At 40.9% G+C, this 8,892-nt stretch carries 9 protein-coding genes; 3 read left to right on the top strand and 6 right to left on the bottom strand.

The annotated features are described in order from the left end of the window. Nucleotides 1–701: 701 nt before the first annotated feature. The gene (locus ABF638_RS14760; RefSeq protein WP_435023430.1) at nucleotides 702–1,073 is read left to right on the top strand and encodes a DUF2237 family protein; all 372 of its coding nucleotides are present in this window, start codon (nucleotides 702–704) and stop codon (nucleotides 1,071–1,073) included. Between the two features lie 51 nt (nucleotides 1,074–1,124). Here the strand turns inward: ABF638_RS14760 and ABF638_RS14755 are convergent, their stop codons facing one another. From ABF638_RS14755 to ABF638_RS14730, 6 genes are all read right to left on the bottom strand, one after another. Next, nucleotides 1,125–3,254: a hybrid sensor histidine kinase/response regulator gene (locus tag ABF638_RS14755; protein ID WP_435023428.1), complete on the bottom strand. Its 2,130-nt coding sequence runs from the start codon at nucleotides 3,252–3,254 to the stop codon at nucleotides 1,125–1,127. A 4-nt stretch (nucleotides 3,255–3,258) separates the two neighbouring features. After that, on the bottom strand, nucleotides 3,259–3,831 hold the full coding sequence (locus ABF638_RS14750; RefSeq protein ID WP_435023426.1) for a chemotaxis protein CheB: 573 nt from the start codon (nucleotides 3,829–3,831) through the stop codon (nucleotides 3,259–3,261). Nucleotides 3,832–3,895: 64 nt separating this feature from the next. Next, nucleotides 3,896–4,759, bottom strand: a complete 864-nt coding sequence (locus tag ABF638_RS14745) for a metal ABC transporter permease (protein ID WP_069073914.1) — start codon at nucleotides 4,757–4,759, stop codon at nucleotides 3,896–3,898. Nucleotides 4,760–4,803: 44 nt separating this feature from the next. Beyond that, nucleotides 4,804–5,583 carry a metal ABC transporter ATP-binding protein gene (locus tag ABF638_RS14740; RefSeq protein WP_435023424.1) on the bottom strand — a complete coding sequence of 260 codons (780 nt, stop codon included), beginning with the start codon at nucleotides 5,581–5,583 and terminating at the stop codon, nucleotides 4,804–4,806. Nucleotides 5,584–5,733: 150 nt separating this feature from the next. Then, entirely contained in the window at nucleotides 5,734–6,735 is a 1,002-nt protein-coding gene (locus tag ABF638_RS14735) for a metal ABC transporter substrate-binding protein (protein ID WP_435023422.1), read from the bottom strand. A 913-nt stretch (nucleotides 6,736–7,648) separates the two neighbouring features. Next, entirely contained in the window at nucleotides 7,649–7,789 is a 141-nt protein-coding gene (locus ABF638_RS14730; RefSeq protein WP_435023420.1) for a hypothetical protein, read from the bottom strand. On the opposite strand from ABF638_RS14730, the gene ABF638_RS14725 reads away from it, so the two are divergent. Beyond that, a complete protein-coding gene (locus ABF638_RS14725) occupies nucleotides 7,771–8,271 on the top strand; it encodes a DUF2231 domain-containing protein (RefSeq protein ID WP_181931323.1) in 501 nt (166 codons plus the stop codon). The two genes, ABF638_RS14730 and ABF638_RS14725, sit on opposite strands and share 19 nt — an antisense overlap. Continuing rightward, nucleotides 8,268–8,885 carry a DUF2231 domain-containing protein gene (locus ABF638_RS14720; RefSeq protein ID WP_435023418.1) on the top strand — a complete coding sequence of 206 codons (618 nt, stop codon included), beginning with the start codon at nucleotides 8,268–8,270 and terminating at the stop codon, nucleotides 8,883–8,885. The genes ABF638_RS14725 and ABF638_RS14720 overlap by 4 nt, the downstream gene beginning before the upstream one ends. Nucleotides 8,886–8,892: the final 7 nt, after the last annotated feature.

Raw genomic sequence — 8,892 nt, 5'->3', positions numbered from 1 at the left:
ATCCCATACGTTGGCGCTTTCGCGACGTTGTAAGGTTGTTGTCATTGTTTTATAAGTGCGGTTAGTTATTTATGAATCAGGCAGTTTCGTCTTCGCCTGTGAAACTACTTTACACTGCTTTACAATTTGTAATCAAGTTTTATTACTTCAGTAAACCTGATGTGAGTTATTAGTTTTGCTTATTTAAAAGCAAACAACGAGGCAGAAATACGCCGAAGCTCTCTTTTTTGTGACATTACAATATTTGGTTATATAGCTCTTTAAAAGGGCTACAAGTATTATTTGCCTACTCATCTGGGAATAATAGCTTTGTATATTACCGCTATTCTAGAAAAAATTAACCCTCAGCTTACCACTGGGGGCTTTTTTTGTTTGGCAGAATGGCATATCTCTAATTTAGAGGGTTGCTATGGTATTTGAGTAGGATACATTCCATGCGAAAAGTACTGACTTGCATTACCTCTGGTAGTTAGCCAGGGGTTTTTATTTAAATACTCAGTAAGGGTAAAACTCAGTCCCTTTTGAGAGCGATCGCTCTTAAATATTCTGCTGAGAGGTTTTTTTAGCGATTTTGATTTAAGTGATTCTACAATTCCCTGCTTTTCGGAATTAATGAGAGATAGAAATTTTAATTCAACCAGGGAATTAACAATAAATATAAGCTGATATCAAGTAGAAAAATCAAGTACAACGAATTAACAATGACAAACGCTAAAAACGTAATCGATGGAAACCTAGAGGTTTGCTGTAATTCTCCCATGACTGGGTTTTACCGCGACGGTCTTTGTCGTACAGGTGGTCAGGATTTTGGATCGCACGTCGTATGTGCCCAAGTAACATCAGAATTTCTGGAGTTCACTAAATCGCAGGGGAACGACCTCAGTACAGCTGTTCCTGATTTTAATTTTCCTGGATTGAAGCCTGGCGATCGCTGGTGTTTGTGTGCTTCTCGCTGGCAACAAGCTCTTGAAGCTGGCGTTGCTCCACCTGTCATACTTTCAGCAACCCATGCTAGAGCTTTGGAAGTGGTTTCCTTAGACGAACTGAAAAAACACGCCCTAACTTCGTCTTAATTGGGTATTAAGCTAATGACAAATGACCAATGACAAATGACCAATGACTAATCAACTCACTGGAACTTCCAGAGTTAGTTCTAATACATTGGCAACCACAGCAATTAATTTAGTGGGGTCAATTGGCTTAGATAAATGCTGCTGAAACCCTGCTGAAAGAGCTTTTAAACGGTCTTCCTCTCGCGTGTATGCTGTTAAAGCGATCGCGGGGATACGTCCGCCTTTTTCTGGTTCTAAAGAGCGCAGCTTCCGAATTAGTGTATAACCATCCTGCTCTGACATGCCGATGTCGCTAATCAGGATATCTGGTTTTGCTTGTTCAAGTACTGCTAACGCTTCATCAACTGATGCTACCGCAGTGGCAAAAGCCCCATACTCCTCAAACATGAAACTGAGAAAGTTACGGGTATCTGTTTCATCATCTACAACTAAAACTCTTAATCCAGCAAGGGGAGTCGAAGCCACAGCAGAAGAAATTTCTCCTGTGGCTTCTCTACTCACCCTATTACCCCTATTGTCTTGTAGCAGTGGTAGTCTCACAGTAAAAGTTGCTCCTTGTCCAGCACCTAAACTCTGGGCAAATATTGTCCCCTTATGCAGTTCTACTAGATGACGGACGATCGCTAGCCCTAATCCTAATCCATTGTGCGATCGCGTTGTGGTACTATCTGCCTGCCGAAAACGCTCAAATACTTTAGGTAAAAACTCGGAACTGATACCAATACCTGTATCGATAACTTGAATTTGGGCGTACTGGGATTTTGAATTTTGAATTTTGGATTGTAGATTACTGCTTTTATCAGTGTCTAAAGAGTCTAAATTTTCACCATCAGATCCCAATTCCAAATCTGAAATCGAAAATCCAAAATATTTTGATAGCCTGACTTCGACCCTACCACCTTTAGGCGTAAACTTAATGGCATTAGTTAATAGGTTCCAAACTATTTGCTGTAAACGGGCTGGATCGCCATAAACTGACCCTATGGAAGTATCCAGGACAGTATTTAACTTAATATCTTTTGGTTCTGCAAGGGGACGCACTGCTTCTAATGCTGCTTCCATCACCGAGAGCAGATTCACCGCAGATACATTTAACCGCAACTGACCCCGGATAATCCGAGATACATCCAAGATATCCTCAATTAGTTGCATTTGAGATGTAGCGTTGCGTTCAATCGCCTCCAAGGCGCGGGAAGTAGCTTTTTCGTCAAGTTTCTTGGCGCGGAGAATTTTTGACCAGCCCAACATCGAGGTTAGGGGTGTGCGGAGTTCGTGGGAGAGAACAGCAAGAAACTCATCTTTCATCCGATTTGCCGCTTCTGCTTCTTGTCTTGCTGTCTGTTCTCGAATTACTTGAGCGCGGACTTCTTCTGCTTGCTTGCGTTCCGTAATATCTTCAAGGGTTCCCACATATCCCACTAATTCCCCTTGACCGGAAAGCATTGGTGATGAGCGAACCTGAACCCAACGATCGCTACCATGAGCAGTTTGAAAGCGAAACTCTTCTGAATAGTCGCGACCTTCACGAATGTAGGCAGACCAACTAGCAACTGCTCGTTCTTTGTCTTCTGGATGAACAGATTCCAGCCATCTTTTTTCTAAACTCTCTGCCGCTTTCAAACCACAAATTGCCTGATAGCGAGGATTAGTATACTTACAGCCGCCTTCAGTATCAATTTCAAAAATGCCAACGGGTGAGCAGGTACTTAGCGATCGGAATCGTTCTTCACTTTGCCTGAGTTCTGTATTCACAGCTACTAATTGCGCTGCTTGTTGCTTGACGGCTTCTGTTTTCTTAAATAGTTCTACGAATACTATGACTTTAGAAGTCAGGATATTGGGGTCTAGTGGTTTGAGCAAATAATCAACTGCACCCAAAGCATAGCCTTTAAACAGCATTTGGTCGCTGGTGCTAAAGGCGGTAAGAAAGATAATTGGAGTGTGACGCGATCGCCCCCGATTGCGAATCAAGGTAGCAGTTTCAAAGCCATCCATCCCAGGCATTTGCACATCTAGCAAAATCACTGCAAAATCTTGATGCAGCAGACACCGCAAAGCTTCTTCCCCAGAAGTAGCTCTCACGAGATTCTCCCCTAGTTTTTCTAGGATTGCCTCTAGTGCCAGCAAATTTTCTAGTTTATCATCCACTAGGAGGATGTTGACTTTGGATTCCATCTGCATCGGTTTATTTCTGTGATAAGTGACAAAGCTTGACCATCTGGGAAGCAATGTTTGAGAGTGTCAAAATCCAGTCTACTGTAACAGCAGAAATTGCTGCTTCTGGCATAATATCGCTCTCAGCTGTGGCAGGTTCTTGTACAATAGTAATTCCTCCCCGCTCTTTTATTTTCTTAAGACCTTGCATACCATCTTGGTTTGCTCCTGTCAAGATTACACCAATAACTTGCTCAGTGTAGACATCGGCTGCCGACTCAAACAGCACATCAATAGATGGTCTAGCATAAGAAACAGGCTCATCAGTTGAAAGGGCAAAGTGACCTGGTTCAACCAGTAAATGATAATCTGCTGGAGCTATGTAGATATATCCTGGCAGTATTTGATCCTTGTCTTCCACTTCTCGCATTTTCAACAAAGTGGATTCTTGTAATAACTCCTGAAGTGTGTTGCCAGACTCTTTGTGGCGGTGTTGCACGATCGCGATCGGCACAGGGAAGTCTACTGGTAAATTTCCCAGAACTATTTTCAATGCTGATAATCCGCCTAAAGAAGTACCGATTACCACAATTTTAAATGACACTTGTTTCGTCCTCACACCTACGGAATGTGTGTTACGTAAATAGCAAAGGCTCTTTCATACTGAATCAGTCAGTGTTTTCTTGCTTCTTTGCTCTTACTAGCAACCCATGCTTAGGTGCAAAAATCATTGCTATGACAAACAACAAGGTTTGCAACACCACAATGCAACCTCCAGTTGCACCATCGATATGATAGCTGATGTAAGTCCCCATAACACTAGAAAATACTCCAGATGCCATTGCAATTAGTATCATGTGGTCGAAACGGTCTGTTAATAAATAAGCCGTTGCTCCCGGAGTAACTAACATAGCTACAACGAGAATAATTCCCACTGTCTGGAGTCCGGCGACAGCAGTTAGCGAGAGTAATGATAGTAAAATATAGTGAAGCGCCCCTGTGTTCAAGCCGATGGAACGTGCATGAGTAGGATCAAAGCAAAATAATAGTAAGTCTTTGCGTAAAATTGCTATTGTTACTAAAGTAATGACGCTAATAATCACCGTTTGGATAATGTCTTCATTAGAAATACCCAAGACATTCCCAAATAAAATGTGCGTCAAATCTACGCTGCTTGGAGTTTTGGAAACTAGTACCAAACCCAGAGCAAAAAATCCTGTAAATACAAGTCCGATGACAGTATCTTCCTTAATTCTCGTCTTCGCTTTGATATAACCAATGGCAATAACTGAACCTACTCCAAATACAAAAGCGCCCACGGCGAAAGGAATATTTAAAACATAAGCAATTACTACCCCAGGCATTACTGCGTGAGAAACAGCATCTCCCATCAATGCCCAACCTTTAAGGGTCATAAAACAAGATAAAACAGAACATACCACCCCAACTAAGGCACTTACACAAATTGCCTTCACCATGAATTCATACTGTAGGGGTGCGGTTAACCAGTCTAAGAATGCGAGAGTATTCATATTTTTTAAAATATAATATCAGGAATATCAATTACCAATTTAAATTAATCGAATTCATTTTGATTACCACGAATTATTTTGCTTTTGCTGAGAGATAAATCTCCAAGAGAACCACCAAAAGTCCGTGAGAGATTTTCTTCTGTGAAGACTTCGGATGTATCGCCATAAGCTAGAATAGTACGGTTGATGAGTACTACTTGGTCACAGAAAGTAGTGATAGAAGATAAATCATGGGTAGAAATCAAAATTGTATGACCTTCTTCTCGCAATTCTAGTAATAAGTCAATCATCGCTTTTTCCGTTTTTATATCTACCCCAGTGAAAGGTTCATCTAATAGTAAAACTGTTCCCTGTTGGGCCAAAGCACGGGCGAGAAAAGCACGTTTTCTTTGTCCACCAGAGAGTTCTCCAATTTGGCGATCGCGCATCGACCACATTTCCACCCTTTCCAAGCTTTCCCTCACTACTCTCTGATCTTTCGCCGATGGAATTCGCAGTATATTCATGTATCCATAGCGTCCCATCATCACCACATCATGGACACTTACTGGAAAATTCCAGTCCACTTCTTCTGACTGTGGCACATAAGCGACTAAGCTTTTTTTCTGTACACTTTTTATCGGTAAGCCATTAATCAAAACCCGTCCCGTGACTGGCTTCAAAAACCCCATAATCGCCTTAAACAATGTTGATTTACCGCTACCATTCATCCCCACTAAACCACTGATTGAACCTGCTTGGATTTGCAAAGAAGCACCATGTAAAGCAACTTTGCCGTGGTAAGCAACCGTCAGATTTTCGACATCAATAGAAATGGATTTCATTAAAAATTACCTCTAAAATTAATCAGTATTTTTTAGTGAGTGACTCCAGCCCTCTTGGTGAACATGTAATGTTTTCCAGAGAACAAAAAAGGACTCAAGTCCTTAATAAAAGCCAATTTTTAATAATTATATTTATTCTCACATACTTGCTCACTTTTCCTCTAACCCCTGAGTTAGAGTAGTAATGTTGAGTTCTAGCAACTTTAGATAAGTCGGTGCTAGTCCATCAGATGGAGACAGGGAATCAACGTAAAACACTCCACCAAACTTTGCTCCCGATTCTTTAGCTACCTGACGTTGCGCTCCGTCATTAACCGTACTTTCACAGAAAACTACAGGTATTTTATTTTTCTTAACTGTCTCAATGACTTTTTCTAGCTGTTTGGGAGTAGCTTGCTGTTCAGAGTTGACCGCCCAGAGATAAACTTCTTTCAAGCCATAATCGCGGGTAACGTATGAAAATGCGCCTTCACAGCTTACCATGTAGCGCTTGTCTGCTGGAACTACCGACACGGCTTTTCGCAGTCTATCATCGACTTCCTTAATTTTTTCGCTGTATGCTTTGGCATTGATATTATAAGTCTCTGCATTCGCTGAGTCCAAATTAACTAATGCCTTGCGAATATTCTCTACGTATATCAAGGCATTTTGTGGTGACATCCAAGCATGGGGATTAGATTTTCCTCTGTAGGCATCCTCCGCAATTTCCACAGGTTCAATCCCCTCAGTTAGAGTAACGTGAGGAACATTAGGAACACTGTTATACAATTTCTGTGCCCAACGCTCTAAATCCAGACCATTATTTAAAATTAGGTCTGCTTTTTGCGCCCTCACCAAATCGCTAGGAGTTGGTTCATAACCATGAATTTCTGCCCCTGGTTTGGTGATAGATTCGACAGTCGCCTTGTCTCCCGCCACGTTTTGTGCCATATCTGCGATGACTGTAAAGGTGGTAAGAACTACTTTTTTATCTTTTTTTTCTAGATTACTGGTGGTAGTTGTACCTGGGTTTGGACTTAACTGTGGTTGAGAATTGGAGGTTGACGGACTACACCCAGCCAAACATAGCCCCAATAGCAGCCCAGACACTACAGCCAATTTTTGTCCGTACTGCGGTAGTTGCATCTGAAAGTTACTGATATTAAATCTCATTATAGTAATTTCATAATCTTCTCACTTTTGTCTCACTTTAGCAGAAGGAAGATAAAAATGAAAGAATTATGAAAATAATATCAGAGGAAAAAAGCGAACCTGTTGCAATAAAAACAGGAGTCAGAATACAGAATGGGCTACGCCCCGCTGCGCTAACAGAATTCAGAATACTCTACCGATAAAGGGATAGAGTTTTAAGGCGAGAATATTTTAATTTTTTTCGCTTGACTTCGGGCGTTAGCGTAGCGGGACGAAGTACGATTTTAACCAATATTCGTCACCCACTCGTACAGAATTCATACTGAATTCTGACTTCTGAATTCTTCTTATAAACTGTATTACTGGTTTCTGACTTAACCTGGATTCGACACTTTTATAGCTTGATTACTTCCTTTTCTGATTTTCAGGGGCTTTTTGAGTGGTTCAAACATTTTTGTTATTTGCATTACAAACAAATATTTGATTATTGTGAAATACCTTACAGACAAATATCGTATCTGGACTTTTTTTATATTTAAAATAATGCAAAAACAAATACATTATTAAAATATTTTTTTGTCAAATACTAACTTTTAAAAGTTTAATATTTATTGTTTTGACAATTCATAAAAATTTACTTAAGCTAAAGGATAGGTTAAGCAAATCAACAAACGACAGCGATTTGATTTAGCTACATCAAGAATTGCTGTTGCAGACTATTAGCATAAGGAAATGAATCAAACCCAAAATTATTCCATGTAGGCAATTTAACTAGATTTGACTACAAAAAGCTAAGACATGATTAAGCGTATTGAACAGCGCAGATATTGAACAGAATTCGGTCGATTATGGATGGATACTTGTGGTGATGTTAGTGAGTGTCCATCAATTATTGAAGTTTGACTAGCGATTTGAGATTTTTGATTAGGGTCTTCTAGTTTATATCTCGTCTGGGACGGAATAAATCTAAAAGACGCTCGCTAAGACTGCGCGATCGCCAATCCAAAATCCAAAATTGATTCACCAAAGTGCGGTAGATATGTCCAGGAGAAGAAGATGATTGAGTATTTGACATCCTTGAACGACCACAATTTGCCCTATCCAGATACGATTCATCCCATCGTTGTCCACTTCGTAATTGCGATGGTGTTGTTTTCCTTCTTCTGTGATGTAATTGGCTATTTTACTGGTAAATCCGGTCTTTTTGAGGTGAGTTGGTGGAATATGTTGGTTGCCACGATCGCAATCTTCGTTGCAATTATTTTTGGTCAGTTTGAAGCAGGATTAGCACAGCCTTACAGCCTAGCTAAATCGGTGCTGAATTTACATACGCTAATTGGTTGGTCGCTTTCAGGAATTATCACAGCGATTACAGCTTGGCGCTATGTAATTCGTGCCCGTAACCCGCAAAAAGTACCGATTTATTATTTGGGAGCCGGACTAGTTTTAACCCTAATAGTTGGCTTACAAGTATATCTCGGCGATGAACTTGTTTGGGTCTATGGATTGCATACCGTACCAGTTGTGGAAGCAGTAAAGGATGGTCTGTTGCGATGAACTCAGAATTGATTAACCAATTAACCGACTCTCTAGGCCCAAACGGATTACCTTACACAATTCCCATTCATCCCAACTTAGTGCATCTGACAATAGGTTTGTTCATCATTGCGATGACCTTTGATATTGTTGGTGTTCTGTTCCCCTTTGAAAAATGGGTCTTCAAATTTTTGGCAATTACTGTCGAACGTGACAACTTATTTGATGTTGGCTGGTACAACATGTTAGCTGCCAGCATCATTACATTTTTCACAGTGGGAGCAGGCTTTTACGAAATGCTGTTGGCAGCACCACCAGCTGATATGAAGAGTGCCTGGGGATTGCAGGCAATGGAAACTATGCTTTGGCATGGTGTGGGTGGTGTGTTTTTATTAGCGCTGATTGTTGGCATGACCATCTGGAGAGCATGGCAGCGCTTCGTTTGGGGCAAACAAGAATATAAACAGACAGATAGAGAAGTGCAATGGATCTATCTGTTCGCAGGCATAGCAATCATGTTCATTCTGTACATCCACGGCACACTAGGAGCGCAACTAGCCGCCGAGTTTGGCGTACACAATACGGCAGATAATTTGCTGCGATCGCACCAAGACCTGAACACAACACTCAAATAAGTCATTT

Origin of the sequence: Nostoc sp. CALU 1950, assembly GCF_051172895.1 — a bacterium.
Classification (GTDB): domain Bacteria; phylum Cyanobacteriota; class Cyanobacteriia; order Cyanobacteriales; family Nostocaceae; genus Nostoc; species Nostoc edaphicum_A.
This window is presented reverse-complemented; position numbering and strand designations above follow the sequence as displayed.